This is a genomic window from Kineococcus terrestris (assembly GCF_041020755.1).
In the GTDB taxonomy this organism is placed as follows: Bacteria; Actinomycetota; Actinomycetes; order Actinomycetales; family Kineococcaceae; genus Kineococcus; species Kineococcus terrestris.
This window is the reverse complement of the sequence record NZ_JBEUEI010000008.1, coordinates 102,829-129,607: the sequence shown is the minus strand read 5'-3', so window position 1 is coordinate 129,607 and position 26,779 is coordinate 102,829. Positions and strand designations below refer to the sequence as shown.

Annotated in this window: 35 protein-coding genes; 17 read left to right on the top strand and 18 right to left on the bottom strand. The window is 77.5% G+C overall.

What is annotated here, in order from left to right:
• The 3 genes from AB8M62_RS07290 to AB8M62_RS07280 all read right to left on the bottom strand — a co-directional run.
• Positions 1-183: hypothetical protein (locus AB8M62_RS07290; RefSeq protein WP_373694875.1), on the bottom strand; the 183-nt coding region annotated here is incomplete at its 3' end.
• Positions 180-1,040 (bottom strand): glycerophosphodiester phosphodiesterase family protein, encoded by an 861-nt coding sequence (locus AB8M62_RS07285; RefSeq protein ID WP_369052101.1) that lies wholly within the window; start codon positions 1,038-1,040, stop codon positions 180-182. The genes AB8M62_RS07290 and AB8M62_RS07285, both read right to left, overlap by 4 nt.
• A 19-nt stretch (positions 1,041-1,059) precedes the next feature.
• Positions 1,060-2,394: a D-alanyl-D-alanine carboxypeptidase family protein gene (locus AB8M62_RS07280; RefSeq protein WP_369069101.1), complete on the bottom strand. Its 1,335-nt coding sequence runs from the start codon at positions 2,392-2,394 to the stop codon at positions 1,060-1,062.
• Between the two features lie 345 nt (positions 2,395-2,739).
• Between AB8M62_RS07280 and AB8M62_RS07275 the strand changes: the two genes are divergently transcribed.
• Positions 2,740-4,050 carry a PucR family transcriptional regulator gene (locus AB8M62_RS07275; protein ID WP_369052099.1) on the top strand — a complete coding sequence of 437 codons (1,311 nt, stop codon included), beginning with the start codon at positions 2,740-2,742 and terminating at the stop codon, positions 4,048-4,050.
• 273 nt (positions 4,051-4,323) lie between these two features.
• Entirely contained in the window at positions 4,324-5,343 is a 1,020-nt protein-coding gene (locus AB8M62_RS07270; RefSeq protein WP_373694879.1) for a TerC family protein, read from the top strand.
• A gap of 89 nt (positions 5,344-5,432) precedes the next feature.
• On the opposite strand, the gene AB8M62_RS07265 is transcribed toward AB8M62_RS07270, so the two are convergent.
• The gene (locus tag AB8M62_RS07265) at positions 5,433-6,419 is read right to left on the bottom strand and encodes a P1 family peptidase (protein WP_369069099.1); all 987 of its coding nucleotides are present in this window, start codon (positions 6,417-6,419) and stop codon (positions 5,433-5,435) included.
• 117 nt (positions 6,420-6,536) lie between these two features.
• On the opposite strand from AB8M62_RS07265, the gene AB8M62_RS07260 reads away from it, so the two are divergent.
• The 4 genes from AB8M62_RS07260 to AB8M62_RS07245 all read left to right on the top strand — a co-directional run bounded on the left by AB8M62_RS07260 (position 6,537) and on the right by AB8M62_RS07245 (position 9,756).
• Positions 6,537-6,875 carry a hypothetical protein gene (locus AB8M62_RS07260; protein ID WP_369054645.1) on the top strand — a complete coding sequence of 113 codons (339 nt, stop codon included), beginning with the start codon at positions 6,537-6,539 and terminating at the stop codon, positions 6,873-6,875.
• A gap of 1 nt (position 6,876) precedes the next feature.
• Complete coding sequence (locus tag AB8M62_RS07255) at positions 6,877-7,668, top strand: nitroreductase family protein (protein ID WP_369054644.1); 792 nt, start codon at positions 6,877-6,879, stop codon at positions 7,666-7,668.
• Positions 7,669-8,125: 457 nt separating this feature from the next.
• Positions 8,126-9,013: a DUF6807 domain-containing protein gene (locus AB8M62_RS07250; RefSeq protein WP_369069098.1), complete on the top strand. Its 888-nt coding sequence runs from the start codon at positions 8,126-8,128 to the stop codon at positions 9,011-9,013.
• Complete coding sequence (locus tag AB8M62_RS07245; RefSeq protein WP_369069097.1) at positions 9,010-9,756, top strand: cupin domain-containing protein; 747 nt, start codon at positions 9,010-9,012, stop codon at positions 9,754-9,756. Before AB8M62_RS07250 ends, AB8M62_RS07245 begins: the two co-directional genes overlap by 4 nt.
• On the opposite strand, the gene AB8M62_RS07240 is transcribed toward AB8M62_RS07245, so the two are convergent.
• From AB8M62_RS07240 to yidD, 4 genes are all read right to left on the bottom strand, one after another.
• Positions 9,740-10,213 (bottom strand): PIN domain-containing protein, encoded by a 474-nt coding sequence (locus AB8M62_RS07240; protein WP_369054639.1) that lies wholly within the window; start codon positions 10,211-10,213, stop codon positions 9,740-9,742. The two genes, AB8M62_RS07245 and AB8M62_RS07240, sit on opposite strands and share 17 nt — an antisense overlap.
• Positions 10,210-10,545 carry an AbrB/MazE/SpoVT family DNA-binding domain-containing protein gene (locus AB8M62_RS07235; RefSeq protein ID WP_369069096.1) on the bottom strand — a complete coding sequence of 112 codons (336 nt, stop codon included), beginning with the start codon at positions 10,543-10,545 and terminating at the stop codon, positions 10,210-10,212. The genes AB8M62_RS07240 and AB8M62_RS07235 overlap by 4 nt, the downstream gene beginning before the upstream one ends.
• Positions 10,546-10,595: 50 nt before the next feature.
• Positions 10,596-11,438 carry an HpcH/HpaI aldolase/citrate lyase family protein gene (locus AB8M62_RS07230; protein ID WP_369054636.1) on the bottom strand — a complete coding sequence of 281 codons (843 nt, stop codon included), beginning with the start codon at positions 11,436-11,438 and terminating at the stop codon, positions 10,596-10,598.
• Positions 11,439-11,547: 109 nt separating this feature from the next.
• Entirely contained in the window at positions 11,548-11,856 is a 309-nt protein-coding gene (yidD, locus tag AB8M62_RS07225) for a membrane protein insertion efficiency factor YidD (RefSeq protein WP_369054635.1), read from the bottom strand.
• Between the two features lie 87 nt (positions 11,857-11,943).
• Here yidD and AB8M62_RS07220 point away from each other — a divergent pair, with 87 nt between their 5' ends.
• The 4 genes from AB8M62_RS07220 to AB8M62_RS07205 all read left to right on the top strand — a co-directional run bounded on the left by AB8M62_RS07220 (position 11,944) and on the right by AB8M62_RS07205 (position 15,434).
• Positions 11,944-13,989, top strand: coding sequence for a SpoIIE family protein phosphatase (locus tag AB8M62_RS07220; protein ID WP_369069095.1), 2,046 nt, complete (start codon positions 11,944-11,946; stop codon positions 13,987-13,989).
• A 78-nt stretch (positions 13,990-14,067) separates the two neighbouring features.
• Entirely contained in the window at positions 14,068-14,361 is a 294-nt protein-coding gene (locus tag AB8M62_RS07215) for a Dabb family protein (protein ID WP_369054633.1), read from the top strand.
• A gap of 23 nt (positions 14,362-14,384) precedes the next feature.
• Positions 14,385-14,993, top strand: coding sequence for a GNAT family N-acetyltransferase (locus AB8M62_RS07210; RefSeq protein ID WP_369069094.1), 609 nt, complete (start codon positions 14,385-14,387; stop codon positions 14,991-14,993).
• Positions 14,994-15,002: 9 nt separating this feature from the next.
• Positions 15,003-15,434, top strand: coding sequence for a hypothetical protein (locus AB8M62_RS07205; RefSeq protein ID WP_369069093.1), 432 nt, complete (start codon positions 15,003-15,005; stop codon positions 15,432-15,434).
• Here AB8M62_RS07205 and AB8M62_RS07200 read toward each other — a convergent pair.
• A complete protein-coding gene (locus tag AB8M62_RS07200; protein ID WP_369069092.1) occupies positions 15,421-16,227 on the bottom strand; it encodes a carbonic anhydrase in 807 nt (268 codons plus the stop codon). The genes AB8M62_RS07205 and AB8M62_RS07200 overlap by 14 nt on opposite strands.
• A 157-nt stretch (positions 16,228-16,384) precedes the next feature.
• On the opposite strand from AB8M62_RS07200, the gene AB8M62_RS07195 reads away from it, so the two are divergent.
• Positions 16,385-16,897: an SRPBCC domain-containing protein gene (locus AB8M62_RS07195; protein WP_369069090.1), complete on the top strand. Its 513-nt coding sequence runs from the start codon at positions 16,385-16,387 to the stop codon at positions 16,895-16,897.
• Here AB8M62_RS07195 and AB8M62_RS07190 read toward each other — a convergent pair.
• Positions 16,821-17,549, bottom strand: coding sequence for a TetR/AcrR family transcriptional regulator (locus AB8M62_RS07190; protein WP_369069088.1), 729 nt, complete (start codon positions 17,547-17,549; stop codon positions 16,821-16,823). The two genes, AB8M62_RS07195 and AB8M62_RS07190, sit on opposite strands and share 77 nt — an antisense overlap.
• A gap of 183 nt (positions 17,550-17,732) precedes the next feature.
• Here AB8M62_RS07190 and AB8M62_RS07185 point away from each other — a divergent pair, with 183 nt between their 5' ends.
• The 4 genes from AB8M62_RS07185 to AB8M62_RS07170 all read left to right on the top strand — a co-directional run bounded on the left by AB8M62_RS07185 (position 17,733) and on the right by AB8M62_RS07170 (position 19,739).
• The gene (locus AB8M62_RS07185; protein WP_369069087.1) at positions 17,733-18,443 is read left to right on the top strand and encodes a DUF4386 domain-containing protein; all 711 of its coding nucleotides are present in this window, start codon (positions 17,733-17,735) and stop codon (positions 18,441-18,443) included.
• An 85-nt stretch (positions 18,444-18,528) separates the two neighbouring features.
• Positions 18,529-18,861: a helix-turn-helix domain-containing protein gene (locus tag AB8M62_RS07180; RefSeq protein ID WP_369069086.1), complete on the top strand. Its 333-nt coding sequence runs from the start codon at positions 18,529-18,531 to the stop codon at positions 18,859-18,861.
• A 78-nt stretch (positions 18,862-18,939) separates the two neighbouring features.
• Positions 18,940-19,227 (top strand): DUF899 family protein, encoded by a 288-nt coding sequence (locus tag AB8M62_RS07175; RefSeq protein WP_369069085.1) that lies wholly within the window; start codon positions 18,940-18,942, stop codon positions 19,225-19,227.
• Positions 19,228-19,454: 227 nt separating this feature from the next.
• On the top strand, positions 19,455-19,739 hold the full coding sequence (locus tag AB8M62_RS07170) for a putative quinol monooxygenase (RefSeq protein ID WP_369069084.1): 285 nt from the start codon (positions 19,455-19,457) through the stop codon (positions 19,737-19,739).
• Positions 19,740-19,761: 22 nt separating this feature from the next.
• On the opposite strand, the gene AB8M62_RS07165 is transcribed toward AB8M62_RS07170, so the two are convergent.
• From AB8M62_RS07165 to AB8M62_RS07130, 8 genes are all read right to left on the bottom strand, one after another.
• Positions 19,762-20,325, bottom strand: coding sequence for a P-loop NTPase family protein (locus AB8M62_RS07165; protein ID WP_369069106.1), 564 nt, complete (start codon positions 20,323-20,325; stop codon positions 19,762-19,764).
• 61 nt (positions 20,326-20,386) lie between these two features.
• A complete protein-coding gene (locus AB8M62_RS07160; RefSeq protein WP_369054620.1) occupies positions 20,387-20,998 on the bottom strand; it encodes a flavin reductase family protein in 612 nt (203 codons plus the stop codon).
• 38 nt (positions 20,999-21,036) lie between these two features.
• Positions 21,037-22,110, bottom strand: a complete 1,074-nt coding sequence (locus tag AB8M62_RS07155) for a DUF4037 domain-containing protein (protein ID WP_369069083.1) — start codon at positions 22,108-22,110, stop codon at positions 21,037-21,039.
• A complete protein-coding gene (locus tag AB8M62_RS07150) occupies positions 22,110-22,340 on the bottom strand; it encodes a hypothetical protein (RefSeq protein WP_369069082.1) in 231 nt (76 codons plus the stop codon). Before AB8M62_RS07150 ends, AB8M62_RS07155 begins: the two co-directional genes overlap by 1 nt.
• 5 nt (positions 22,341-22,345) lie before the next feature.
• Positions 22,346-22,714 (bottom strand): winged helix-turn-helix domain-containing protein, encoded by a 369-nt coding sequence (locus AB8M62_RS07145; RefSeq protein ID WP_373694874.1) that lies wholly within the window; start codon positions 22,712-22,714, stop codon positions 22,346-22,348.
• Positions 22,711-23,136 carry a hypothetical protein gene (locus AB8M62_RS07140; protein ID WP_369054615.1) on the bottom strand — a complete coding sequence of 142 codons (426 nt, stop codon included), beginning with the start codon at positions 23,134-23,136 and terminating at the stop codon, positions 22,711-22,713. The genes AB8M62_RS07145 and AB8M62_RS07140 overlap by 4 nt, the downstream gene beginning before the upstream one ends.
• Before the next feature lie 93 nt (positions 23,137-23,229).
• Positions 23,230-24,126, bottom strand: a complete 897-nt coding sequence (locus AB8M62_RS07135; protein ID WP_369069081.1) for a hypothetical protein — start codon at positions 24,124-24,126, stop codon at positions 23,230-23,232.
• Between the two features lie 58 nt (positions 24,127-24,184).
• On the bottom strand, positions 24,185-25,093 hold the full coding sequence (locus AB8M62_RS07130) for a LysR family transcriptional regulator (RefSeq protein WP_369054612.1): 909 nt from the start codon (positions 25,091-25,093) through the stop codon (positions 24,185-24,187).
• A 91-nt stretch (positions 25,094-25,184) separates the two neighbouring features.
• Between AB8M62_RS07130 and AB8M62_RS07125 the strand changes: the two genes are divergently transcribed.
• Complete coding sequence (locus AB8M62_RS07125; protein WP_369069080.1) at positions 25,185-26,153, top strand: EamA family transporter; 969 nt, start codon at positions 25,185-25,187, stop codon at positions 26,151-26,153.
• On the top strand, positions 26,150-26,776 hold the full coding sequence (locus AB8M62_RS07120) for a maleylpyruvate isomerase N-terminal domain-containing protein (protein ID WP_369069079.1): 627 nt from the start codon (positions 26,150-26,152) through the stop codon (positions 26,774-26,776). Before AB8M62_RS07125 ends, AB8M62_RS07120 begins: the two co-directional genes overlap by 4 nt.
• Positions 26,777-26,779: the final 3 nt, after the last annotated feature.

Here is a 26,779-nt window from a genome sequence, read left to right as displayed (position 1 = left end):
GACGCCGTCCTCGACGACGTTGGGGATGCGGCCCAGCAGCGCCTCGAACTCCGCCGCGGCCGTGTCCGCCTCCGCCTGGGCGGCCTTGACGCGGTCGGCGAGCTCCTTCCCGCCGCGCCCGCCGCGCCCGCGCGAGGAACCGGGGGTACCGGGGGAGCCGGGGGAGGACCCCTCGCCGCTCACGCGCCGGTCCACTGACCGCGCGCGCGCAGCACCTCGCGCAGCACGTCCGCGCGGTCGGTGATCAGCCCGTCCACGCCCAGGTCCAGCAGCGCGTGCGCCTGCTGCGGGTCGTCCACCGTCCACACGTGCACCTGCGCCCCGGCCGCGTGCACCGCGGCCACGAACCGCTCGTCGACCACCGTCACGCCCCGGTGGCGCACCGGCACCTGCACCGCGCCCACCCCGGCCAGCGCCCGGCGCACCAGCCGCGCCGACCCGCCCGCCGCCCCGGCCAGCGCCAGCCCCGTGCGGCTCGTGCCCGCCGAGGTCGCCACCGGCGGGCACCCGGCGCGCGCCAGCTCCCGCAGCGCCGCCCGCCGGCGCGCGTCGGAGAACGCCGTCACCAGCACCCGGTGCGCCGATCCCGTGCGCGCCACCGCCCGCGCCAGCTCCCGCGCCCCGCGCGCGTCCTTCAGGTCCACGTTGAAGCGCGCGGCGGGGAAGGCCGCCAGCAGGTCCTCCAGCAGCGGCACCGGTTCGCGGCCCCCGATGCGCACCTGCCGCAGCAGCGCCCACGGCGTCTCGGCCAGCACCCCGGCCCCGTCGGTGACCCGGTCCAGCCGCTCGTCGTGGAAGGCCACCAGCCGCCCGTCCGCGCTCAGGCGCGCGTCGGTCTCCAGGTACCGGTAGCCCAGCGCCAGCGCCGCCGCGAACGCCGGCAGGGAGTTCTCCAGCCCCGCCGTGGGCCCGTGCGCGAACCCGCGGTGCGCCACCGCCAGCGGCCCGCCCGCGGCGAACCACGGGTGCGCCGGCACCGGCCCGCGCCCGCGGCGCAGCGCGCCACCGCCCGTCACGGGCAGCCCCCCGTCACCGGTCACCGGCGGCGCTGCACCGGCCTCAGCCGGTGTACTCCCAGTGCCACGGCTCGAACTGCCCGCCGCGGTTCTGCGCCCACGCCGGGTTGATCCACCCGTACAGCCCCGCGTTGCGCTTCATCCACGCGTGCTGCTCCGAGCCGGCGTTCTGGATGCCCGCGCCCAGGTCCACCGCGATGCCCAGCCCGTGCCGGCTGGTGCCCGGGCGGGCCGCCAGCCCCGGCTTGCGCGCGGCCACGTCGATCTGCCCGGCCAGCGTCCGGTAGGAGTCCGTCACCGAGATGTAGGAGCCGAACGCCTCCGCGTACGCCTGCGACAGCTGGTTGAACGCGTTGGCCGCGTCCGCGCGCAGCACGTGCCCGGGAGCGGCCACGATCGGGCACAGCGCGCTGCGCGGGATCATCCCGTTCGCGTACCCGGCGGTGTTCGCGCCCGCGCACTCGCCCACCTCGCCGGTGATCCCGCCCGAGAACGACGTGACGCCCGAGGCGCCCGCCCCCGCCGCGCGCGCCGCCGCGGCGGCCGCGGCCTCCGCGGCCAGCGCCTCCTCGCGCGCCCGCGCCAGGTTCGCCGCCCGCTCGGCGTCGCTGAGCGCCACCCCCGTGGCCTCCTGCTGCAGGACGGCGAACTGCGCCACCTGCTCGCGCTGCTGGGCCACCAGCGCGTCGGCCTCCTGCCGCGCCGCCGTGGCCTCGGCCGCCTGCACCCGCGCCTCCTCGGCCGCCGCCGCCGCCCGCTGCGTGGCGTCGGCCTGCACCCGCTGCGCCTCCAGGTACTCGTTGACGGCGTTGCTGCGCCCCTCACCGATGCGCTTGACCGACGCCAGCGCGCTCGCGGCCTCGTCGGTGGCACCGTCCTGCAGCACCGTCACCAGGCTGGAGTACTGCTGCAGGGTGCCGCCGCCGCGGTAGGCCTGCGAGGCCCACTGCCCCAGGTCGACCTTGCCCTCGGCCAGCGTGGCCTCCGCCTGCGCCAGGCGCTCGCGCTGGGCGGCCTCCTCGCCCTCGGCCGCCTGCCGCGCCTCCACGGCCACCTGGTAGCGCTCCAGCGCGACGCTGGCGGCCGCGGCCAGCGCGTCCAGCTGGGCCTGCGCACCGCTCAGCTGCGCCTGCGCGGCGTCGGCCTGGGCGCGCGAGGCCTCGGCGGCGCGGCGGGCCTGCTCGACCTCCTCCGGCGAGGGAGCGCCCACCACCTGGGCCACCGGCGCGACCTGCGCCGCGGGAGCCACCGGCACGGCACCGGCCGGGGCGGCGGCCAGCACGGTGCAGGCACCCGCCGCGGACACGGCCAGCGCGGCCAGCAGCGAGCGGGCCGGGCGCGGGGTGCGGGCGGGCGTCGGGCGGGAGGTGCTCAGCACAGCGGGTACGTCCAGTGCGGTCGGGGGCGCGAGCCCTGTGGCGTCGTCTGGTGCGTGGCGCGGACTCGTCCGCGGGTCGTGCGGTGTCCCGCGGGTGGTGCGGGGTCGGGACCGCTCCGGTGGAGGACCCGTGCGGGCCCGCCGCGGCGGAGACTACCTGCCACTACCTCGGCACCAGAACCACCGACCTGGAGCTGTGCGCAGGGCCTGTGCGGAGAGTCACAGACTGATCACACCACTCGCCGCCGACGGGCGGCCAGCCGACGCGCCGACCCCGACCGACCCCGGCCGACCCGAGCGCCGCCGGGCCGACCTCCGCCCGGCGCGGGTGCCACAGTGGCGCGGGTGACACCCCCGGCGACCGCGCACCCCGCAGCCCCCGGCGAGCCCACCCCGCCCGCCGCCGTCCTGGCCGCCGTGGCCGCCGCCGCCGCCGACGACGCCGGCGGCCTCGACCCGGACCTGCTCGACGACTTCCTCGACGCCGTCTGGCGCGCCGTCGCCGAGCGCCGCCGCCTCAGCGCGGCCCGCACCGCCCGCTACCGCCGCCGCGGCGAGCAGGCCGCCGCCGACGGGGTGGCCCTGCGGGCCCTGCTGGACCTGTACCTGTCCGCCGCCTGGCGGCTGTGGCGCGAACTGCCCCCCGTCACCGCCGCCCGCACCCCCGCGGGCACCGCGACCTCGGCCGCACCCGGGGCGCGCGGGACCGCCGGCGACGACCTGCCCGCCCACCTGGCCACCGCCGGCGAGGTCGTCCTGCGCGCCGCCGACGACGCCGCCGCCGCCCTCGCCGAGGGCTACCAGCTCGCCCGCCGCCACCTCGTCCCCCGCGAGGAGGTCGCCCGCCGCGAGTTCGTCGACGACCTCCTGGGCGGCTCCTCCGACGTGCCCGGCCTCCTGCGCCGCGCCGCCCGCTTCGGCCTCGACCTCGCCGCCCCCCACGCCGTGTGCCTGGCCCGCACCCCCGAACCCCTCACCGAGGGCACCCGCCTCGTGCCCCGCCTCGAACGCGCCCTGCGCGGCGCCCGCGCCGACGCCGACGCCCTCGTCGCCGTCAAGGACGGCGCCCTCGTCGTCGTCTTCGCCGCCCCCGACGCCGCCGCCGTCGACCTCGTCGTCCAGCGCCTGACAGACCTCCTCGGCCACCGCCCCCCCGCGGAGGCGCCCGGCTCCCCGGGACCCCGCGCGACCACCCCCCACGGACGCTGGCACGCCGGCGTCGGCCGCCCCGGCCACGGCCCCGGCGGCGTCGTCGCCTCCTACGAGGAGGCCCGCCACGCCCTCGACGTCGGCGCCCGCCTCGACCTGACCGACCGGCACGGGCGCCCCGTCTCCGACGCCAGCGACCTGCTCGTCTACGAGGTCCTCCTGCGCGACCGCACCGCCGCCGCCGACCTCGTCGAGCACCACCTCGGCCCCCTGCGCGCCGCCCGCGGCGGCCCCGCCCCCTACCTGCGCACCCTGCACACCTGGTTCGACACCGGCGGCAACGCCACCGAGACCGCCCGCCGCCTGCACCTGTCCGTGCGCGCCGTCACCTACCGCCTCGACCGCGTCCGCGACCTCACCGGCCTCGACCCCGCCCACCACCGCGACCGCTTCGGCCTGCACGCCGCCGTCCTCGCCGCCCGCGCCCTCGACTGGCCCCACCCCTGACACCCCGCCCACCCACCGACGAGACCCCGCCCGACGCGCGGACCCGGCAGCCACCACCCCCGCCACACCGCTGGCACCAGCAGTTGGTTGCCGGGACCCGGCAACCAGCCACCCCGATCTCGTCCGCCGCCCGACCCTGCCCCCGACACCCCCGCACGACGACCATGGACAGGTTGCGCGCCCCCGCGGCGCACCCCGACACACCCTGGAGAGTCCGTGTTCGACACCGTGCCCGCCTGGGCCTGGATCGCGCTCGGGGCCGTCATCCTCGTGATGCTGGCCATCGACCTGTTCTCCCACCGCGGAGCCCACGTCATCGGCTTCCGCGAGGCCGCGATCTGGAGCGCCGTCTGGGTCGGCATCGCGATCGTCTTCGGCGGCATCGTCTTCGCCACCCTCGGCACCCAGTCCGGCATCGACTACACGACCGCCTGGCTGCTCGAGAAGAGCCTGTCCGTCGACAACCTCTTCGTCTTCGCCCTGATCTTCGGGTACTTCAAGGTGCCCCGCGAGTACCAGCACCGCGTCCTCTTCTTCGGGGTCCTCGGCGCGCTGGTCTTCCGCGGCATCTTCCTCGGCCTCGGCGTCGCCGTCGTCGAGCGCTTCACCGCCGTGCTCTTCGTCTTCGGCGCCATCCTGCTCTGGTCCGCGTTCAAGATGCTGCGCGACGAGGACGACAGCATCGACCCCGGCCAGAGCCGCGCCGTCAAGCTCCTGCGCCGCCTCATCCCGATGAAGGACGAGTACCACGGCCAGCACTTCTTCATCAAGGAAGCCGGCAAGCGCTACGGCACCCCGCTGCTCGCCGTCGTCGCCGCCATCGAGGCCGCCGACCTGGTCTTCGCCGTCGACAGCGTCCCCGCCGTCCTCGCCGTCACCAGCGACCCCTTCATCGTCTACTCCTCCAACGCCTTCGCCATCCTCGGCCTGCGCGCCCTGTACTTCCTCCTGTCCGGCCTGCTGGAGCGCTTCCACCTGCTGTCCAAGGCCCTCGCCTTCATCCTCGCCTTCATCGGCGTCAAGCTCTTCTTCCAGGCCGGCCACGAGGTCATCAGCGAGTCCATCCCCCACATCCCCACCTGGATCAGCCTCGCCGTCATCGTCGTCTCGCTGACCCTGGCCATCGTCCTCAGCCTCAAGCGCCCCCAGCCCGAGGAGGCCACCGTCGAGACCCCCGTCGGCAGCGGCACCGTCGACGGCCCCGACCGCAGCCACCCCGACGTCCCCGGCACCCCCCAGCCGCGCGAGGGCTCCTCCCGCGACGCCAGCGGCACCCACGGACCCCGCGACTGACCGCACCACCCCCCACGAGCGCCGGCACCCCGCACGGGGTGCCGGCGCTCGGCACGTCCACCAGGAGCGAGCACCCCGCCCACCCCCGCCTAGCCCGGCCACACCCCGAACACCCGGCCCCCCACCACCAGCGGCGACGCCCGCACCACCGCGTCCAGCACCGCCTCCCGCACCACCCCCGCCACCGCCGACTGCACCGCCACCAGCGACACCACCCGGCGCTCGCGGTCGGCCGGCAGCCGCCGCTCCTGCGTGGCCAGGGCGAACACCGTGTCCCCGTCCCACAGGGTGTGGACCGGGTCCAGCGCCCGCGCCAGCCCCGCGTGCGCCGCCGTCGCCGTCCGCGACGTCTCCGCCGGGTCCAGGGCCGCGTCGACCGCCACGACCACCAGCGTCGTGTTCAGGCCCGCGGCACCCGGCTCGGCCTCCACCGCGGGCACCGCGGGCACCGCCGGCGCTCCCGGCGCCACGGGCGCGCCCGCCGCGTTGACCACCGCCAGCGCCCCGACGACCACCGGCCCCCCGCCGTCGGCCGCGCCCGCCACCACCGCGGACGACGTCCCGACCCCGCCCGCCCACCGCCGCGCCACCAGCGCCCCCGCACCGGCCCCCACCGACCCGCGCTGCACGAGGCCGCCGCCCGGGCCGGCGGCCCGCGCCGCGGCCTCGTGGCCCATCGCCTCGGTCGGGCGGGCCCGCGGGTCGCCGCCGCGGCCCAGGTCGAAGACGGCGGCGGCCGGCACCACCGGCACGACGTCCCGCTCGCCCGGCCCGACGCGGAACCCCCGGCCGCGCTCCTCCAGCCACCGCTGCACCCCGTGCGCGGCGACCAGCCCGAACGCGCTGCCGCCCGTCAGCACCACCGCGTCCGCCGTGGGCACGAGCGTGCGCGGGTCCAGGGCGTCCGTCTCGTGGGTGCCCGGCCCCCCGCCGCGCACGTCCACCCCCGCCACCGTCCCCGGCGGCGGCAGGACGACGGTCACCCCCGTCGCCCACCCGTCCGAGCGGCGCGTCGCGTGCCCCACCCGCACGCCCGCCACGTCCGTCAGCCCGCCCGCGCCCGGTGCCACGTCCACGCGCTCACCGTCCCGCGGGGAGGGCTCCGGCGCACGCGAGGCCGGCGGGGGAGGCAGCGGACCGGTGGCGCCGGTCCGGGGGCGTGGTGGGACGCGGGCGCGTGGTGGAATGCCCGCGTGGCCCCGCCGTCGTTGCTCCTGCCCGCGACGGGCAGCTACGTCGCCAACTGCGCCCTCGGCCTGGCCGTGGCCACGAGGCTGCTCGACACCTCCGGCGCCCGCTGGGTCCACCACGCCGTGTACACCGGCACCGTGGCCCTGTCCGCGGCGGCGGCGCTCCAGCTGGCCGCCCGCCGCGACCGCGCCCTGCTGCGGCTGCTGCCGGCGGCCGTCCCCCTGGCGGTGATCCCGCGCGTGTCCGCCCGCACGCGCGGTCACGTCCTGCTGGCCCTGTCGGCGGCCCCCGCCTACGCGGCGGCCCTCGCCGCGGTCCTGCGCGGGGCGGGGGAGCGCTGAGGTGGAGCTCCTGGAGGCGGTCCGGCGCCGCCGCACGACCAACGGCCCGTTCCTGCCGGACCCGGTCTCGCGGGAGGACCAGCGGCTGCTCGCCGAGGTCGCCGGGCGCGCGCCGTCGCAGCTGAACTCCCAGCCGTGGCGGTTCGTGTTCGTGGAGGACCGCGCGACGATCGAGCGGGTGGCCGAGATCAGCGGCGCCAGCATGACCGAGGCGATGTCCAACGGGACCTTCTTCGAGCGCTACAAGCGCTGGTTCCGCTTCAGCGCCGAGGAGATGGAGCGCACCCGCTCGGGGATGCTGTTCGACCGGATGCCGGCGCCGCTGCGCCCCTTCACGCGGCAAGTGTTCACCCCGCGGGGGCAGCGGCTGGTCAACGCGCTGCGGGTGCCGCAGACGCTGGGGGAGGAGAACCGCCGGCTCGTCGCCGGCTCGCCGCTGCTGCTGGGCGTCATGCTCGACCGGGCCGAGAAGCGGCCGGGGGAGCTGTCGGAGTTCTACTCGCTGTTCAGCATGGGCGCGGCGGTGGAGAACGTCTGGCTGACGACGACGCAGCTGGGCCTGGGCATCCAGTTCGTCTCGTTCCCCATGGAGGTGCCGGGGGCGTGGGCGCAGCTGGTGGAGCTGCTGCGCGTGCCGGACGACCTGGAGCTGATGGCGGTCTACCGCATCGGCCACGTCCCGCCCGAGCAGCGGCGCCCCGCGATCGACTGGAGCAGCCACCAGCGCAAGCGGCCCTCGCAGTGGGTCTTCCGGGAGACCTGCGAACAGCCGGAGACCGCCTGGGACGAGTAGTCTCCAAATACTATAGCCTTAAGCGACTCGAACGGTGTCGGGTGAGAACAGAACCAAGAAGAGCTGCCCGTGCCGGCGGGTGGAGGACGGCCCGCAGCGCGACGGGCAGCTGAGTTCGTCCAGGCCGGTACGGAGGCTCGTCGAGGACCGGGATCGGGATCGGGACCGGAGAGTGGTGGTCCGCACCGTTCAGCACGGTCGTCGGGGGAGACCGGCGAGACGTCCACCGGCTTCCTGCCGTGCGGCAGCTGCGGGTGCGGGAGGTTTCCGTGGAGTCACCACGACCGACCACCGTGTACGTTCACATACTATAGCCATAACGGACAACAACAAAAGACACCCGAAACGCAGCATTGACCGCCGAGAGGCACCACGACACACTCGGGCAAGCGCTTTCCGCCGTACGAGGGAGTACACCGCCGTGTCGACCACCGCCGCAGGGACCGCGCTCGTGACCGTGGACCGCAGCGTCCCCGGGCGCCTGACCGTCCGGGCCGCCGGCGTGGACGTCGCCACCTACGTGCACGACGGCGACTTCGCCGCCGTGGAGTCCCGCAAGCCCTACCTGCACCCGCTGCGCACGCTCGCGGGGGCCGTCGTGACGGGTTTCCGGCCCAACGACCACCGCTGGCACAAGGGGCTGCAGATGACGGCCACCGACGTGTCGGGGCAGAACCTGTGGGGCGGTGGGACGTACGTGCACGGCCGCGGGTACGTGCCGCTGGACAACGTGGGGTCGATGCGCCACGAGGGGTTCGAGGCGCTGGAGGTCTCCGGCGACGAGGTGGTCGTCGCCGAGCGGCTGACGTGGCGCAGCGCGGCGGACGAGGAGTGGGCGCAGGAGCGCCGGCGGTGGCGCTTCCACGGCGTGGACACCGAGCGCGGCCTGTGGGTCCTGGACTTCGCCACCGAGGTGCGCAACGCGCGCGGCGAGGCGCTGGAGCTGGGCAGTCCCACGACCAACGGCCGGCCGGACGCCGGGTACACGGGGCTGTTCTGGCGCGGGCCGCGCGGCTGGCGCGGTGGTGCCGTCACGGCGCCGGGCGTCGCGGGGGAGGCGGCCATGGGTACGAGCGGCCCGTGGCTGGCGTTCAGCGGCGAGCACGACGAGGTCGACGGCCGCGGCACGCTGCTGTTCCTCGCGGGCTCGTCCTCCGCGCCGGTGCCGCTGCGCTGGTTCGTGCGCAGCGAGCCGTTCGCGGCGGTCGCGCCCTCGTTCGCGTTCTCCGAGGTGGTGCGCCTGGAGCCGGGGGAGGTCCTGTCGCTGCGCCACCGCGTCGTCGTGGGGGACGGGGCCTGGGACCGCGAGCAGGTCGAGGCGCGGGCGGCGGAGTTCGCGCTGTGAGCGTCCCCGTGCCGGAGCTGCCGGGGGCGGTCGGCATCAGCCGCCTGGCGGTGTACCCGTGGCGGAGCGTCGACGGCCTGCACGGCGGTTCGCCGCACGTCCACACCGCCTGCACCGAGTGCTACGTGGTCGTCGGCGGCCGCGGCGAGCTGCACACCCTGACGGCCGACGGCCCGCAGGAGCGCGAGCTGCGCCCCGGTGACGTGGTGTGGTTCACGCCGGGCACCGTGCACCGCGCCGTGAACGCCGGCGACCTCGAGGTCGTCGTCGTCATGCAGAACAGCGGCCTGCCGGAGGCCGGGGACGCCGTCATGACGTTCCCGCCCGAGCACCTGGTGAGCCCGGAGGCGTACGCGGCGGCGGCCTCGCTGACCGGCCCGGACGGCACCCCGTCGCCGGAGCGGGCGCGGGCCCGCCGGGACCTCGCGGTCGAGGGGTACGCGGAGGTCCTGCGCCGCACCCGCGAGGGCGACGCCTCCGCGCTGGCCGACTTCCACGCGGCGGCCGCGGCCCTGGTGCGCCACCGGGTCGACGAGTTCCGCCGGCGCGTCGAGGAGGGCGCCGCCGCCGCGGTGCGCGCCACGCACGAGCAGCTGGACGCGCTGGCCGCCGGCGACGCCGCGCACCTGCGCCGGGCCGTCGTGACCGGGCTGCCGCGCCGCGAGGAGCCCCTGCTGGGGATGTGCGGGTTCCTGTCGCCCTACCTGCCGGCCGGCGCGCCGGGCCTCACGCCCGGTAGTTGAACAGGCTGACGCCCAGGTCGGGGGCGGACCACCAGAACTGGTCCGTCGTGACGACCGTCAGGCCCAGGTGCCGGGCGGCGGCCAGCACGAGCTCGTCGGCGAGGGTGAAGGAGCGCAGCGGGTAGAGGACGGAGGCCTGCTCGGCGGCGTGGACGGCGGGCAGCTCGGTGAGGAAGCCGCTGCGCCAGTCCAGGACGCGGATGCCCAGCTGCTCCAGGTCCTCGGCGAGCGCCGCGCCCGCGGTCGGCGTGCGGGTGCGGTGGGCGCGCACGTGGACGACCTCGGCGAGGGTGGGGGCGGTGACGTGCACGGGCGGGAACCCGGCGGGCCGGTGGGCGCCGAAGAGGACGTCGAGGCGGCGGCGGGCGTGCTCGGGCTCACCGGCCGGGTCCAGCCAGGACAGGACGGCGGAGGTGTCGAGGAGGAATCCGGCCTGCGCGATGCTCTGGGTGCTCACGCGGCGCTGTGGGCGCCGCCGTACAGCGCGTCGAACTGGCGGGCGAGGGCGGCCGGGTCGCTGGTGAGGACGTGGGCCGGCAGGGGGTCGGGGGTGTTCGTCGTGCCGTGGTCGTCGTCCTCGACCTGGGGCACGTCCTGCTCGCCGGGGCGGGCGGCGTGCTTGGCGCGCAGGCGTTCCATGAGGGCCTCGCGGGTCTCCAGGACGATGCGCCCGTCCTCGACGGTCGCGACGAGCTCGCTGCCGGGCCGGGCGTCCACGGCGGCGAGCAGTTCCGCGGGCAGCGTCGGGCGCCGCTTGGCGTCCAGGCGCACGGTGTACGAGGAGGGCACCGTCCCACTGTACGGCGGTGGTGGGACGGTGCGCCAGGGGTGGGACGTTCTCAGGCGGGTGCCACCGCGAAGGCCTCGGCGAGCTCCTTGATGCGCCGCGCCCGGCCGATGCGCGGCAGGTCGCTGCCGTCGCGGACGACGCCGCCGCTGTCCTCGAAGTCGCGCAGGACGCCGAGGGCCCAGCTGAAGTCGGTGCCGGTGGGGCTCATCACCTCGTTGATGACGGGCGCCTGCTCGGCGTCCAGGCACAGCTTGCCCATGAGGCCCAGGGAGACGGCCATGTGGGAGTTCTCGCGCAGGGTGGGCAGGCTGCCGCCGACGGTGGGCCCGTCGATGGGGCCGGGCAGGCCGCCGATGCGGCTGGCGGTGACGAGCCGGCTGCGGGGGTAGGCCATGGCGATGTCGTCGGCGCTGGCGCCGGTGTCGCGGCGGTAGTCGCCGCTGCCGAAGGCCAGGCGGAAGGCGCCGCGGGCGGTGGCGATGTCGCGGGCGTCCTCGATGCCCAGCGCGGACTCCACGAGCGCCAGGACGGGCAGCTCGCTGCCCAGGGCGGTGTAGGTGTCCTCCACCTGCCGACCTGACTCGGCCTTGGCGAGCATGACGCCCTTGAGCCCGGGCACGCCGCGCAGCTGGTCGACGTCGGCCTGCCAGTGCGAGGACTCGCGGTCGTTGATGCGCACCCACGCGCGCCCGCCGCCGCGCAGCCACTCCACGACGTCGGCGCGGGCGGAGTCCTTGCGGGTGGGGTCGACGGCGTCCTCGACGTCGAGGACGACCTCGTCGGCCTTGGAGGCGGCCAGCCGGTCGAAGGTGTCGGGGCGGGTCGCCGCCACCAGCAGCCACGTGCGCGAGTAGCGCGGCTCGATCGTGTGGGTGCTGCCCGTGGGGCTCATGCCGGCCCTCCCGTTCGTCGTCGTGCGGGGCGTCTCGCCCGCCGACCCTAGAGGAGGGCGCGGGAGGTCGGTCGCCCGCCCGGCCCGGCGGGGCTCAGGAGCGGGAGGCTCAGAAGCGGAAGGGGATGGGGATCGGCCCGCAGCAGCAGACCCCCTGCACACCGCCGGCCATGGCCGGGCCGGGGACGGCGCCGAGGGCCCGCAGCGCGGCGGCGGCGCGGTAGCAGGCCAGGAAGCGCCCGGCGGTGGGGGCGAGCGCCCCGAGCAGGCCGCGCTGGAGCAGGAGGGTGCGCACGGCGCCGGAGCAGGAGTCCCCGCCGTGGTGGACGCGGTGGGCGCAGGCCCACCGCTTGCGGGGCGACAGGTGGCGCTGGTAGGCGCGGCAGGCGGCGTCGGCGGCTCGGGCAGCGGTGCTCACCCGGGCCACCGTAGCCACGGACCTGCGCCTAGGCTCGTCCGCCGGGCCGTCCGGCAGGCGGACGCCCTCGGGTGCTGGGGAGGGTTCGTGGTCGAGGCGACCTCCAGCACCGGGGGTGGTGCGCGCGACGTGGCGCGCGTGGTCAGCGAGCGCGCGGCCGTGGTCGTCGTGGACACCGAGACGGGTGCGGTGGTGCACGCCAACGCGGCCGCGGCGGACCTGGCTCCCGGGGCGCGGCTGCCGGTGGCGGTGGGCGAGTGGTCCGCGGCGGTGCGGTTGCGGGCGCCGGACGGGGCGCCGTGCCCGCCGGGGCGGGACCCGCTGGCGCTGGCGGCGCGGGGGCGGGCCGTGGGCGGTGCGGTGGTCGCGGTGGGCCCGGACGTGCAGCAGCGCTGGGTGGTGGCGGTGCCGCTGGAGGGCACGCCCGGGCTGCACCGTCGGGTGCTGGTGACGCTGCTGCCGGTGGAGGTGGTCTCGCCGGGCGAGGACGAGGGGTCGCGGTTGCGCGACCGGGCGGTGCTGGCGACGGCCCTGTCGTTCACGGTGGCGGACGCGCAGACGCCGGACATGCCGCTGGTGTGGGTGAACCCGGCGTTCACGGTGACGACGGGGTACGCGTTCGAGGAGGTCGTGGGCCGCAACTGCCGCTTCCTGCAGGGTCCGGGGACGGACCCGACGGCGCCGCGGGAGGTGCGCGAGACGATCCGCGCGGGCCGGGACGGGTCGGTGACGCTGCTGAACTACCGCAAGGACGGCAGCGCGTTCTGGAACGAGCTGGCGCTGAGCCCGGTGCGCGACGGGGCGGGGACGGTGACCCACTACGTCGGCATCCAGCTGGACGTGACGGAGCGGGTGGTGGCCGGTCAGGAGCGCGACCGGGCGCTGGCGGCGGAGCGCCGGGCGCGCCGGGACGCGGAGGTGGCGCGGGCCGAGGCGGAGGCGTCGCGGGCGTCGGCGGAGCGGGCGCGGGCGCGCCTGGAGCTGCTGGCGGGGGCGACGACGCGGCTGGCGGGCGCGCTGGGGGTGGCCGAGTGCCTGCGGGCGCTGGCCGACCTGGTGGTGCCGGTGCTGGCGGACCGCGCGCTGGTGCTGGCGGCGGACGGGCGCGACGCGGTGGCGCCGGCGGCGGGCTGGCCGGAGGCGTCGGTGCGGCGGGTGCGGGAGGTGCTGCGCGAGCGCCCGGCGGGCGGTGAGCCGGCCGAGCACGCGGGGGTGGCGGCCGCGCTGGGGGCCCGCTCGGCGCTGGTGGTGCCGCTGGTGGGGCGCGAGCGCACCCGGGACGTGCTGGTGCTGCTGCGCGACGGCGACGCGCCCGCGCTGGGCGCGGGGGACCGCCGGGTGGCGGGGGACCTGGCGCGGCGGGCGGGGCTGATCCTGGACAACGCGCGGCTGTACGAGCAGCAGCACGAGATCGCCGAGACGCTGCAGGCGAGCCTGCTGCCGGCGCTGCCGGTGGTGCCGGGGCTGCGGGCGGCGGCGCGGTACCGGGCGGCGACGTCGGGCGCGCAGGTGGGCGGGGACTTCTACGAGCTGGTGCCGCTGCCCGGCGGGGCGGTGGGCCTGGCGGTCGGTGACGTGGTGGGTCACGACGTGCTGGCGGCGGCGGCGATGGGCCACCTGCGGGGGCTGCTGCGGGCCAGCGCGTGGCAGTTCGCCGACCGCTCCCCGGCGCGGGTGCTGGAGCGGGTGGACGACCTGCTGCTGGGGCTGGGGATCCCGACGATGGCGACGCTGGCGTACGCGCGGCTGAGCCCGCGCCCGGGCGGGGGGTGGCGGCTGGAGCACTCCAGCGCCGGGCACCCGCCGCTGCTGGTGCGCACGCCCGACGGGGTGGTGCGGGTGCTGTCGGAGGCGGCGGACCTGCTGCTGGGGGTGCAGGCGGGTGGTCGCGCCAGCGCCGCGGTGGACCTGCCGGAGGGGTCGCTGGTGGTGGGGTACACCGACGGTCTGGTGGAGCGGCGCGGTGAGGTGCTGTCGGTGGGGCTGGAGCGGGTGCGGGCGGCGGTCGCCGCGGGGCCGGTGGACCCGGACGCCCTGTGCGAGCACCTGCTGTCGACCCTGGGCGCCGCGGCGGGAGCGGCGGACGACGTGGCGGTGCTGGCGGTGGAGGTCAACGCGCGTCCGGCGTCCTGACCGGGTGGTGGGCGCAGCGCCGGTGAGCGGGACGACGCGGCCCGTGGGGGCCGGTCGGCGACGAGGAGGGGGACGGCAGTGATCAGGAACGTCGTGACGGGGCGGCTGAAGCCGGGTGCGGACCTGGACCGGGTGCGCGAGGGCCTGGCGGGCATCGAGGCGCTGCGCCTGGAGGGGCTGGTGCGCGCCCACGCCCGGCTGGACGCGGGGCTGCGGGACGGCAACGGCGACTACGGCATCGTCGTGGACCTCGTGGACGCGGCCGCCTACCACCGCTACGACAGCGACCCCGAGCACGAGCGGATCCGCTCGCAGCTGATCGGCCCGGAGGCCGAGCAGGTGCTGCGCGTGCAGATCGAGGTCGAGGACTGAGCCCCGGACCCGGCGGTCCGGACGTGCCGGCGGGGGAGCGGCGCACGGCGCGGCTGCTGCTGCGCCGCTGGCGCGAGGAGGACCTGGCGCCGTTCGCGCGGCTGAACGCCGACCCGGAGGTGGTGGAGCACTTCCCCGCGCCGCTGGGGCGGGCGGACAGCGACGCGCTGGCGGCCCGGGCCGACGCGGGGATCGCCGAGCGCGGGTGGGGCCTGTGGGCGGTCGAGGTCGTCGACCCCGCGGGCTCCGCCGCGGGCCGGCGGGGTTTCGCCGGGTTCGCGGGCCTGTCGGTGCCGCGGTTCGAGGCGCGCTTCACCCCGTGCGTGGAGGTGGGCTGGCGCCTGGCCCGCTGGGCGTGGGGCCACGGGTACGCCACCGAGGCGGGCGAGGAGGCCCTGCGGGTGGCGTTCGAGGAGGCCGGCCTGGCCGAGGTGGTCTCCTTCACCGCCGTCACCAACGCGCGGTCGCAGGCGGTGATGGTCCGCCTCGGCATGGCCGCCGACGGGCGGTTCGAGCACCCCGCCCTGCCGGCGGGGCACCGGCTGCGCCCGCACGTGCTGCACCGGCTGACCCGCGAGCGCTGGCGCGAGCAGCGCTCCGGCGGCGCGTCCGGGCGGGCTGCCCCCGCGTAGGCTCGTCGCGTGGACGAGCGGGCCCGCTGGCGCGAGCAGCGGCGCGAGGCGGCCCTGGCGCACGGCCGGGCCGCCGAGTGCACCCGGCAGCAGGAGCACGAGCGCGCCCGCGCGCTGCTGCGGGGGTTCACGGACGACCTGCGCGCGGCCGGGGTTCCGCCCGGGCCGCTGCTCGCGAGCGCCGGCCGCGCCCGCTACCGCACCGGGCTGACGGGCTGGTACCTGAAGCGGAACGGCTCCCTGGGTGTGGGTGAGGACGGGTCGTACTACGTGCTGGCGGTGGCGCCCAGCGCGCGGGCCCTGCTGCTGGGGGTGCGCCTGTCGCCGTCGGACCCGCCGCTGCAGGTGGGGCGCGGGGCCCGGGACGGGGAGTCGGTGGAGCTGGCCGAGCTGCTGCGGTCGCGGGCGGCGGAGCTGCGGGAGCCGCTCACAGGAGGGTGACGGTGCCCTCGCGCAGGTCGTAGGTGGCGCCGGCGACGCGCAGGTGCCCGCCGCCGGCCGCCCGCGCGAGCACCGGGTCCTGCGCCAGGGCGTCGACGCCCGCGCTGACGTTGAAGCGCACGGCGTCGGGCAGGTGGCGGTCGGTGTCGGGTCCGTCCAGGGCCCGCTCGGCCGCCGGCCGGATCGCGTCGACGAGGGAGTCGACGGCGGTGCCGGTGGGGGCCGAGGCGCCGCGGACCGCGTCCAGGGTCGCGCTCACGGCGCCGCAGCCGGTGTGACCGAGGACGAGGACGAGCGGCACGTGCAGGTGCTCGACGGCGTACTGCAGGCTGCCCAGGACGGGCGGGGCGACGACGTGACCGGCGGTGCGCACGACGAACAGGTCACCCAGGCCCTGGTCGAAGACCAGTTCGGGCGGGACGCGGGAGTCCGCGCAGGACAGCACGGCGGCGAAGGGGTGCTGGCCGTCGGCGAGGTGCTCGCGGCGCTGCGCGCTGAGGGTGGTGCGCCGCTCGGGCGCGGCGCTGAAGCGGCGGTTGCCCTCGCGCAGCAGGTCCAGCGCCTGCGCGGGGTCGGTGATCCGCTCGGGACGGGCGGGTGCTGCGGCCCGCGAGACGCTGCCGGCGCACCCGGTGACGGCGGCGGTCCCGCCGAGGGCCGCGGCCCAGCGGAACAGGTGGCGGCGGCTGGTGCGCACCCCCGCGGTCGCGGGTCCCGTGGTCGCGGGCCCCGTGGTGGCCGTGGCCGTCGTCGTGGTGGTGGTCGTGGTCGGCGCGGAGCCGTGCGGTGTCACGTCGTTCCCCCCTGTCGGTACCGCGCGCCCCCCCGGCTGCGCGGTGGCGCGGTCCCCCCGGACCGCGCGGCCGGGACGCTAGCGGCGCGGTCGCGGTGGCCGCGGGGAGTTTCCCGGCGGACGCGTCGCGCCGGTGCGGGTCTGGACACCCCCGGTCGTGGCGAGGACGCTGGCCGGCGTGGCGGACCTCGCGCGGCAGCGGCTGGTCGTGGAACGGGTGGTGGACGCGCCGGCGCTGGTGGTGTGGCGGTTCCTGAACGCGCCGGCGGACCTGGCGACGTGGCTGGGGGAGCTGGAGGCGCCGCTGTCGGCCGGGCAGGAGGGCCGGTTGCGGCTGACGGTCGAGGAGGGCGCACCGGTCTCGGCGCTGCGGGTGGGTGCGTGCGACCCGCCGCGATCGGTCGCGGTGGTCGTGGACGAGTGGCCCCTGGAGCTGGAGGTGGCGCCGGAGGGGTCGGGGACCCGGGTGCGGTTGACGCACCTGCTGGGGCCGGACCTGCGGCCGGAGGACGTGCGCGGCGGCTGGGAGTTCTACCTGCGGCGCCTGGCGTGGGCGGCCACCGGCCGCGCAGGGCCGGAGCCGGTGGGAGGCGTCAGGCGCGAGCGGCTGACGTGCGCGCCACCGCCCGGCGGGTGCGCTCCAGGCCGTCCAGGAGGAGGTCGAGCGTGAACTCGAACTCGGCCCGGCTGTCGCACCAGCCCAGCACGTCGCCGTCGTGGGCGTGGACCTCGGCGGCGACCATGGCGGCGGTGTGCGGCAGGACGTCGCTCATCCGCGACAGCGCGGCCAGCGCCTGCGCGGACGCGGCGGCCGGGTCGTCCCCCGCCGGGCCCGCCGCCGCGGGGGTGAACAGCTCCTGCGTGAAGCCCAGGGCGGTGCTGCCGAGGGCGTGCAGCGCCCGGTGGGCCAGGGCGTAGGAGAAACCGCCCCCGACGAGGATCGCCAGGACGGCCTCGAACCACGCGAAGGCGCTGGGCGGGACCGCGGGCCGGGAGGTGAGCAGCCCGGGCGCCCAGGGGTGGCGCACCATGACCGCCCGGGCGCTGAGGCACCGGTGCCGCAGCGCGGCGCGCCACTGCCGCGGCGGGTCGCCGGCGCGGGTGAGCTCGGCGGCGGCCTCGTCCAGGACGGCTTCGACGAGACCGTCGAGCAGGGCGTCCTTGCCGCGCACGTGGTGGTAGATCGACATGGCTTCGACGCCGAGGTCGCCGGCCACGCGGCGCATCGTCACGGCGGCGAGGCCGTCGGCGTCGGCGACGGCGAGCGCCGCGGTGAGGACCCGCTGCCTGCTGAGGGTGCCGCGGGCGGTGGGTGCGCTCACCGGTGGGTCCTCCCCGCTCGTGCTCGTGCTGCCGGCGGCGGTGCGGTCGCCGTGCCCCTTCCCCCGGGGGCCCTGACAGCGTACGGTTTCCTTACAACGTAAGGTTGTCGGGAGGAGCCCGCCGTGACCGGTCCGTCTCGTCCGTCCACCCCCGCGCCGCCGCACCCCGGGGAGGTGACCCCGGTGGGCGCCGGTCGCGCGGGACCGGGAGGTGCCGGGGAGGGCTACGCGCCGCCGTGGTCGACGCGCACCGCCCGCACCACCGGGGTCCTGTACCTGACGATGGCTCTGGCCGGGGTGCCGGCCTTCCTGCTGCTGCGCCCGCTGCTGTTCAGCCCGGGCGACCCCGGCGCGACGCTGTCGGCGGTGGTCCAGCACGAGGGGCTGGCACGGCTGGCGGTGGTCCTGGAGCTGGGGCTGGTGGTGACGCAGTCGCTGACCGCCCTGTGGTGGTGGCGCCTGTTCCGCGGGGTCGACCCGTTCGCCGCCGCGGCCACGGCCGTGTTCGGTCTGGTGAACGCGGTGGCGGTGCTGGTCAGCGCCGCCTTCCTCGCCACGGCGGTGCGCCTGGCCGGTGGTGGGGACGCCGGCCCGGTGCACCTGGCCTTCACCGCCAGCGACGCGCTGTGGGGGGTGGGCGCGGTGTTCTTCGGCCTGTGGCTGGTGCCGATGGGGGTGTGCGTGCTGCGAGCGCGCTGGCGCCCCGGGCCGCTGGGGCACCTGCTCGTGGCCGGCGGTGCGGGGTACGTGCTCAGCGTCGTCCTGGCGCAGGTGCTGCCCGGGGCGGCTGCGCTGTCGGGGGCCCTGACGGTTCCCGCGACCGTCGCGGAGTTCGCGGTCATCGCCCACCTGCTCGTGCTGGGCGGCCGTCCGGGCCGACCCGGGCGGCGGTGAGCCCGCTGGCGCCCGCACCCGCGGTCCGCCACGGTGTGCGCGGGGGCGGGGCAGCACCGCTCCGGCGACCGGAGGGGACGGGGACGTGCCGCGCTACGACCGCGACGAGGTGGCGCGCCGCGCCGGGTTCGGCGACTGGCGCGAGGCGGTGGCCGCGACGGCGGGCCTGAGCCAGCAGGAGGCCGCGCGGGTGCTGGGGGTCAGCCACCCCACGGTGCGGGCGTGGCGGGCGGCGGCGGGCGAGGCCGTCGCGGTGGCCCGCCCCACGGCCGAGCAGGCGCGGGAGGCGTTCCGCGCCGACCCCGCGGACGAGCGGCACGGCAGCGCCAACGGGTACCGCAACCTGGGCTGCCGCTGCCCGGCGTGCACGGCGGCGTGGTCGCGGTACCGGCGCGAGCGGGCGGCCGGCGGCTCCTGACGCGGGCGCAGGGTTCCACGGGCCGGTGAGTTCCGCGGGCCGGGCCGGTCACAGGGGCACCGACCCGAGGAGGACACCGTGGCCGTCCGTCTGCCGCTGGAACCCGTCACCGCCACCGCTGCCCCGCCCGTCGTGGACCGGGCCGCGTGGCCGGCCGCCTGCGAGGAGCTGCTGGTGGGCCCGGACGGGCCGGTGCCGTTCCTGGAGGTGCTGGAGGGGCGGCGGCAGCTGCTGGCGTACTTCCTCGTGCGGCACGACGGGCAGCCGCCGGAGGGCCAGTGCGAGGGGTGCACGTTCTTCGTCGCCGGCGTGCAGCGCCCGGAGCACCTGCACAGCCGCGCCGCGACCGCGGCGGTGCTGCGCTGACTGGACCGCACCGCGTACGGGCGCCAGGAGGAGCGGGAGGACTCTCCGCCCGGCTGGCCGCAGCCGTTCGACGTGCGCGGCGGGCAGTTCCGCACCGCCGGCCGCCCCACGGTGCAGTGGGCGTTCACCGACGTCCCGGCCGGCGCGGGTTCCGACGAGCACTGCACGGGCCACCGGTGAGCGGCGCGGCCCCGGACGCCCGGGGGGCGGGCGCGCAGGAAACCGCGGTGGTCGTCGCCGGATACCTCGTCGTGGACCCCGGTCGGCGCGACGACTACGTGGCCGGGTGCGCCGAGGTGGTGCGCCTGACCCGGGACGCGGACGGCTGCCTGGAGTTCGCCGTCGCGGCCGACCCGCTGCGGGTGGACCGCGTGCTGGTGCTGGAGCGGTGGGTCTCGCGGGCGGCCGCGGAGGCGTTCCGCGGCAGCGGCCCGGACGAGCAGCAGCGCGTCGCGGTCCGCGCGGCGTCCGTGGCCGAGTACGAGGTCGCCGCCGTGCGGCCGCTGACCTGAACCCGGGGGTCCGGGCAGGCCGTCAGCCGACGGCGCGGGCCAGCGGACCGCCCAGCCACCGGCGCACCTCGGCGCGCGAGCGCAACCGGACGACCGGCAGGTCGGGGCGGTCGCGGCGCAGGGCCGCCACGCGGGCGGCGGTACGGGGGTGGGTGCTCCAGGACCAGCGGACCACGTGCTCGGGGTCGGTCCAGAAGGTGCGCAGGGGTGGTTCGACGTTGCCGTTCCACAGCTCCTGCCGGCGCAGCCGTCGCACGAGGGTGCGGCGCACCACCTGGCGCAGGACGACGCGGCGCGGCGGGTCCAGGTGCACCAGCAGGTCGGCGCGCTCGGCCAGGTGCTGCAGGACCTGGTCGTACTGCCACTCGGTGACCCACGCCTCACCGGCGCTGAAGCGGTGCACGTCCTCGACGAAGGTGGGCCGCGGCACCCAGCCCGGTCCGTGGAACAGCGCGTCGATCTCCACGTGGGGCGCGCCGAGCAGCGCGGCCACCCGCGCGGCGGTGGTGGTCTTGCCCGCGCCGGAGGTGCCGGCGAGGAGGACCCGGCGGGGCCGGTGGGGCAGGGGGTCGTCGGGGCCGAGCAGCGGCACGGCCGTCACGGTAGCCGCGCCCGGCACGTGCGGGCGGCACGTGCGGGGACGCGGGTCACGCGCCGGGCCGCTGCATCCGCAGGCGCCGCTCGGGGGCGAGGGTGTAGTAGTCGCCCGGACCGCCCGCGCGCAGCAGCGGGTCGGCGGCCAGCAGGTCGAACACGCCGTCGACGAGGACCCGCTCGTCGAGGTGGACCAGGACGGCCTCGCCCAGGACCAGCCAGGTGTCGACCTCTCGGCCGGCGGCGTCCTTCAGGCGCACGACCTCGGTGAGGCGGCACTCGAACGCGGCGGGGCTGGCCGCCACCCGCGGCGGGGCCACCAGCGTGGAGGGGGCCGGTTCGAGGCCGGCGAGGGCGAACTCGTCGACGTCGGCGGGCACCGGCGCGGAGGTGGCGTTCATCTGCTCCGCGAGCGCCGCGGTGGCCAGGTTCCACACGAACTCGCCGGTCTCGCGGACGTTGGCGACGCTGTCCTTCCAGCCGGTGCTGGCGAAACCCACCACGGGCGGGGTGTAGTTGAAGAGGTTGAAGAAGCTGTACGGGGCGAGGTTGACGACCCCGGCCGCCGAGCGCGTGGACACCCAGCCGATGGGGCGCGGGGCCACGATGGAGTTCAGCGGGTCGTGGGCCAGGCCGTGCCCGTGGCGCGGTTCGTAGGAGTGCACGAGCGCGACCCTAGGCACCGGCGGGCGGGTCGGCGCGCTCACGCCCCGCCGGCGGCCTCGCGCCAGGCGGCGGTGACGGCGCGGCGCCGGTCGGGGTGGACGAGGACGTCGACGTCGTCGACCCACTGCTCCACACCGCCCACCCCGGCGGGCAGGCGCCGCACGGCCGGGTCCTGGACGGAGTCCAGCAGCAGGGGCACCAGGTCCGGGTGCACGCAGCGGTGGGGGCGGTCGTGGAACGGCAGCGTCGCGGCGGTCGGCGCCGGGGGAGCGGGCAGGCCCGTGCGGCGCTGCAGGTCCAGCAGCGCGTCCAGCGCGGTGCCCAGTGCCGCCTGCCGCTCCCGGCCGGTGCCGGCGCGCACGGCGTCCTCCAGCGCCGGGAGCACCGCCGCGGCGACGGGCAGGCGCGCGAACAGGGTCCCGGCCCACTTGGCGTACGGCGGCCAGCGCCGGTGCAGCAGGAACCCCAGGTGCACGGCGACGCGGACCAGGCGGGCGGTCAGCAGGCGCGAGCCGAGGTCGTCGCCGACGTCGGCGGTGCGCCCGACCAGGGGCAGTTCCTGGTCCAGGCGCTGCCAGTCGCACGCCAGCGCGTAGCGGTGCACGTCCTCCGGGTACGAGCGCAACCGCTCGCGCAGCCGGGTCAGGGCGCCCTCGTCGTCGCGGAACACCGGCCCGGCGGTGACCTCCAGCACGGCCTGCCCGGTCAGGGCCAGCCAGTCCAGCGGCCCGGTCGGCCCGTCCGGGCCCGTGCCCAGGTGGCGGGCGGCGAACTCCGCCAGGTTCGTCACGTCGACGCGGTGGCGCGGGCGCGGATCGCCGGTGAGCGCGAAGCGGACGGGGTGCCCGGCGAAGGTCGCGGGCAGTTCCTGCTCCAGGACCTCCTGGACGGGTCCCTCCCGCCCGGGCGGCACCAGCAGCGTCAGCCGCAGTCCCCAGTCGTGGTCGCGGCTGGTCGCGTCGTCCAGGCCGAGCACGTCCGAGCCGGTGCCCAGGCGCCCCGCCGCGCAGCCCAGGCCGGGCAGGTGCCGCTCCAGCAGGGGGTCCACGGCCTCGTGCCAGAAGCGACGCGCAAGGTCGGCCCCCGGCGGCGGGTGGCCGGCGGCGTCCATCAGCGGTTCCCGGTGCCGTCCTTGCGCTGGCCGCGCACCCACCAGGCGAGCAGGTAGTACGCGCTCAGACCTGCCATCAGCAGCACCAGCGCCCACCGCCACCACGGGGCGCCGCCGCCGGTCAGCAGGCTGGCCTGCAGCAGCGTCACCACCAGCCACAGCAGCCCGAAGGCGAGGGAGTGCCCCCGCGTGCGGGTGAGGTTCCACCAGTTCCGGCCCCGTCCGTCCACGCCGGTCAGCCGCGGCCGCGAGCGCGGGCCAGCAGGTCCTCCAGGCCACGCAGGTACTCCTCGAACGCGGTGCGCCCGACCTCGGTCAGGCGCACGGACGTCTGCCGGCGCACCGAGCGCTCCTTGCGGACCTCCACGTACCCGGCCTGCTCCAGGGCGCTCAGCTGCTTGGACAGCGCCGAGTCGCTGGTGCCGATGCTCTCGCGCAGGAAGGAGAACAGCACCCACTCCGCGGGCGCGAGCAGGGAGCAGATGTTCAGCCGCGCCGGGGTGTGCAGGAACTCGTCGATCGGGCGGGGCAGCGGCGCCCCGGCGGGGACCCCGGAGGTCTCGGGGGCCTCGGACGTCGTCCCGGTGCCGTGGGCCGGGTTCACGGGCGCAGGCTCGCGGCCAGGCGCGCCTGCACCGGGCGCACCAGCAGGACGACGACCAGGCAGGCGCCGATCGCGCCGACGGTGTTGGGCAGCGGCCAGTCCAGGGCGCGGGCCGGGAACTGGAACAGCACGTACGCGGCGAACGCGACCAGCGCGCTGGCGGCCACCGCCAGCTGCCAGCGGCGCGAGGCGGGCGTGGGCCGCAGGCGCACCCCGGTGCGCCACGCCGCGCCCACCCCCATGAGCATCAGGACGACCCACAGCCAGATCATGTCGGCGTCGGTGAGGACGCCGAGGGCCAGCACGGCGGAGCACACGCTCCAGGTGGCGCGGGCCGACCAGCCGCGCGTACCGGCCTCGATGGTCTGCCGGCGGCGCTGGGCGGCCTGCTCCAGCGCGGTCTCCGCTTCGCGTGCGTCCACGGTCCTCGTCCTCCTCCGTCGTCCTCAGGGCGTCTTGCCTGACAGGAAAGTAGCTCGGACTTTCCCGTCAGGCAAGTGCGCGGGAGGGGCGGTTCACCACCGCGGGGACGCGTGCTCCGCCACCTCCGGCGGCTGCCCGAGCGCCGCGAGCTCGCTCACGCCGGTGAAGACCGAGCGGACCCAGTGGGTGCCCTCGTGCTCCCAGCTCCACAGGCTCGTCGTCCCCACCTCCGCGGAGGTGACGGGCACGTGCAGGCTGCTGAGCAGGCCCGCGAAGCTCAGGTGCACGCCGTCCAGGTCGGCGGCCAGCGCGCTCCACGTCGGCGCCGGGCCGTTGTCCACCTCGCCGCTGTCGGCCAGGTGCGGGTCGGAGCCGGGGTGGGTGGCCGGGTCGCCGCAACGGGCGACGAGGGCGTGCCAGTCGCCGGGCGCGTGCACCTCGGCCACCCGCGCGTGCTCGGCCACCCGCAGGCGCTGCTGGCGCACCGGGTACCCCGGCTGCCAGTCGCTGCCGCCGTGGGCCAGGACGGCGTGCGCGCCCGAGCGGACCGGCGCCCCCAGCGGCACGGGCAGCTCGGTCGAGGTGATCAGCACGTGCTCACCGCGCTGCGCGTACGTCTCCCACGCGCTCAGCGGCCCCCGCGGCACCGGCACCGCGAGGGGGTCGGGCGCCCGGTCGTCGCGCCCGCGCAGGTGCAGCTGCGCCTCGCGCCGCAGCGGGGCGTCCCACCAGGCGTTGCGCTCGTCGCCCAGCACCCGGCGCACGAGGGGGCGCAGGTCCTGCACGGCTTCCACCGCGCGGGCGCGCACGCGCGCCGCCTCGCCCGTCCACGGCTCCAGCTCACCCACCGCGGTGGCCGCCACGGTGCTGGCGGTGGCCGGGTCGGCCAGGTCGTCCGCGTCCAGCCCGTCGAACCCGGCGACGACGAAGAACGCGGCCGCCAGCGGGGCGCGCAGGAACTCCTCCAGGCGGTCGGCCAGGTCGCTCACGCGGGCAGTGTGCCGCGGGCGCGCCGACGGGCGCTCTCGAGTTCTCGTGCAAGCGTTCTCACGCGCCGGGCGTCAGTTCGCGCGCCAGCGCCGCGAGCTCGTCCAGCACCAGGCGCACCACGGGGCGTTCGGCCTTGTCCGGGCGCACGAGGGCCTCCACGAGCCGGCCGGCGCGCACCCCGGTCAGCGGTACCAGGCGCACCCCGGGGTGGTGCCCGCAGGTGAACCGGGGCAGCAGCGCCAGCCCGTGCCCGGCTGCGACCAGGGCCAGCACGACGTGGAAGTCGTTGACCCGCTGGACGATCCGCGCCGGCCCGTCGCGGCCGGCGACCGCGTCCAGGACGGGTGCCACGGGGAAACCCTCGCGCACCGCGATCCACTCCTGGCCGACGAGGTCGCCCGGGTCCAGGCCGCTGCGCCCGGCCAGCGGGTGGCCCACCGCGAGCGCCACGTCGAGCGGTTCGCGCAGCAGGGGGGTGGTGCTCACCTGCGCGGGGTGGGCGGTCCAGGCCGGTGCGGTCTCGGGGCGGTGGGCGACGACGACGTCGAGGCGGTCGGTCAGCGGGGCGAACGCGTCCAGGGCGACGTCCTCGTCGGAGCACTCCACCCGCACACCGGGGAACCCCGCCACGCGGGTCAGCAGGCCGGGGAACAGCAGTTCGGCGCCGCTGGCGAACGCCGAGACCCGCACCAGCCCCGTCGGCCGCTGCTGGGAGTCGCGCGCGGCGGTGCGGGCGCGCTCGAGGGCGGCGGCCACCTCGACGGCCGCGTCGGCCAGCGCCTCACCGGCCGGTGTCAGGCGCAGGCGCCGGCCCCCGCGCTCGGTCAGGGGCGTGCCGGCGGCCCGGGTCAGCGCGGCCAGGCGCTGGGAGACCGCCGACGGGCTGACGTGCAGCACGGCGGCGGCGCGGGTGACCCCGCCCTGGCTGCGGACGGCCGCCAGGGCCGCGAGCGCGTCGACGTCCACCCGCCCAGCCTCCCACCGTTCAGCGCTGCTGAAAGGACGGTGCTGGAAGTGGTGATGGACTGCACGGTCGTCGGGGCGGGACGCTGCGCGGGTGCCCGCTCGTGACCGCGCCCTCGCCTGCCTCGTCGCCGTGCTGTGGGGGCTGAACTTCCCCGCCACCGAGCTCGCCCTCGCGCACTTCCCGCCGCTGCTGCTGGTGGCGCTGCGCTTCGCCCTGCTGGCCGTGCCCACCGTCCTGCTCGTGCCGCGCCCGCGGGTGCCGGTGCGCTGGCTGCTCGGGTACGGGCTGGGTTTCGGGGTGCTGCAGTTCCTGTTCCTGTACACCGCGATGGACGCCGGGATGCCGCCGGGCCTGGCCTCGATCGTCCTGCAGTCCTCCGCGCCGTTCACGGTGCTGCTGGGGGCGTTCCTGCTGCGCGAGAGGCTGTCCGGCCGGCAGGCGGCCGGTGTCCTCGTGGCGGTGGCCGGGCTGGGCGGCATCGCGCTGCACCGCGCCGCCGCCGACGGGGGAGCGCCGGTGGCCGCGGTGCTGCTCACCCTGGCCGGGGGTCTGGGGTGGGCGCTGGGCAACCTGTCCAGCCGGCTGGCGCGACCGCCGCGCCCCCTGCACCTGGTGCTGTGGATGAGCGTGGTGCCCCCGGTGCCGGTGGCGGCGGCCTCGCTGGCGCTGGAGGGGCCCGAGCGGGTCCTCACCGCGCTGACCACGGCCACCTCGTCCACCACCGGCTGGCTGGCCCTGGCGGGCCTGGCGTACGTCGTCGTCCTGGCCACCCTGCTCGGCTCCGGCCTGTGGACGTCGCTGCTGGCCCGGCACCCTTCCGGCGTCGTGGCGCCGTTCTCCATGCTCGTGCCCGTCGCGGGTGTCTCCTCCTCCTGGCTGCTGCTGGGGGACCGCACCCCCGCCGTGGAGATCGCGCTGGGCGCCGTCGTCGTCGCGGGCGTGCTCGTCGGAGCGGGCGGGGGATCCTCCGCGGTGCCGCGACGGCCGGAGCGGCCCGCGGTGCCGCGCCGGCGGACCCCCGGCGCCGCGCGACCGCTGGGGCCTAGCCTGCGACCGTGACCTCCTCGTGGGACGAGTCCCGCCGGGCCTTCGGGGACGCGGCGGCGTGGTTCGTGCGCACCGCCGCCCTCGTCGCCGGCCGCTGGGACGCGCCGGGTCTGGGGGAGTGGGACGTGCGCGCCCTCGTCGGCCACACCAGCCGCTCCCTGTCGACCGTCGAGGCGTACCTGGCGCGACCGGCCCCCGTCGTCGAGGTCGGGTCCGCGGCGGAGTACTTCCGGGCGGTCAGCGCGGCGGCCGCCGCCCCCGGCGTCGCCCAGCGCGGGCGCGAGGCCGGTGAGGCGCTGGGCGCGGACCCCGCGAGCGCCGTGGCCGGGCTGGCCGCGCGCGTGCTCGACCTCGTCGCCGCCCGCACCGGTGAGGAGGTCGTGACGACCTTCGCGGGCGGCATGCGGCTGGCGGACTACCTGCCCACGCGCACCGTCGAGCTGAGCGTGCACACCGCCGACCTGGCCGCCGCGCTGGACCTGCCGGCGGACGCGGTGGGGGACGTGCCCGCGAGCGCGGCGAGGCAGGCGCTGCACCTGGTCGCCGACCTGGCCGTCGAGCGGGGCCTGGCCGGTGCGCTGCTGCGCGTGGCGACCGGGCGCCCGGCGCCGATCAGCGGCCTGTCGGTGCTGTAGCCC